Genomic DNA, 1,057 nt, shown 5'->3' with positions numbered 1-1,057 from the left:
AAAACGGAGAAATGAAACGAGTTGGATAAAAAAGAGAGCTCGCTAACATTTTATTGATCGAAAGTGCCTTCAGTCGCTTGGAATTGTTCAAGCGTTGGATACGATATAACCAAAGCCCAGACGCCAAACACGGCGACATTCCTATAAATATTTGTGGGCACTTCAGGATACTTTACTAATTATGTTTCGCTTCGCTATTCCTTCACCGTTGATGACTGACTGGCAACACGCTCTGCAGCAATGCTGTGATGCCACTCAAGCTCAGGGACAACTTTATACCCTGAGCTACACCAAACAATGGCTATCCAGTGAGGTATCCACCTCGCCACAAAATCACCGCGCCATCGTGGCGATGATTGAGCAAAACTGCGCGCAATTTTCCGCGCCGCACTTTGACGTAGTTTGCTCACAATTTGATGATGAAAACCTGAGCCTGTGCCCAGTATGGCTACCGAATGAGGAGCTGTTTGCCGTTGTGACGTTGACGCACTCAACGCAGCAAAAGCAAACCGTTTCTGCGTGGCTGAGCGCACTGGCAGGCCGCATCAGTTTTGATGTTAGCCAGCATTATCATCAAGAGCTCAAACGTCATCACTCACACGCCAACAAGCCACTACCAACACTGCAAGAATTCATCGATTGTCTGGATGACCACATCTGGATCAAAACCACCGATGGTCTGTACGCCATGACTAACCGCAGCGTGGAACAGGCGTGGAAAAAGTCTAACGATGACATTGTCGGGAAGAACGACTTTGACCTTTTCAGCGCCGAGCGCGCGGAAAAATTCATTGATGCCGACCGATTAGTGGTCGCTACTGGCACACAGAACATCGTTGAAGAGTGTCGCCAAATTGATGAAAACAACAACCCAACTTGGCTGGAAACCATCAAATCACCGGTACGAAATCAGGCCGGCGACCTGATCGGCATTTTGGGCATGACGCGCAACATCACCCGTCGCAAGATGGTGGAAACGCAATTGTCGTTAGCGTCGAAAATCTTCAACAACTCGCAAGAAGGTATGGTCATTACCGACAGCAATGCCAATATCATT

Annotated in this window: 1 protein-coding gene; it reads left to right on the top strand. The window is 48.2% G+C overall.

Annotated elements, in window-relative coordinates; translation table 11 throughout:
- Positions 1-181: 181 nt before the first annotated feature.
- On the top strand, positions 182-1,057 hold an 876-nt coding region (locus R7Q38_RS24705), incomplete at its 3' end, for a PAS domain-containing protein (RefSeq protein ID WP_318114708.1).

The organism is Vibrio sp. Vb0598 (assembly GCF_033338935.1).
GTDB lineage: Bacteria > Pseudomonadota > Gammaproteobacteria > Enterobacterales > Vibrionaceae > Vibrio > Vibrio alginolyticus.
Note: the sequence above shows the minus strand (reverse complement) of the source record. Positions and strands in the feature narration are given on the sequence as shown.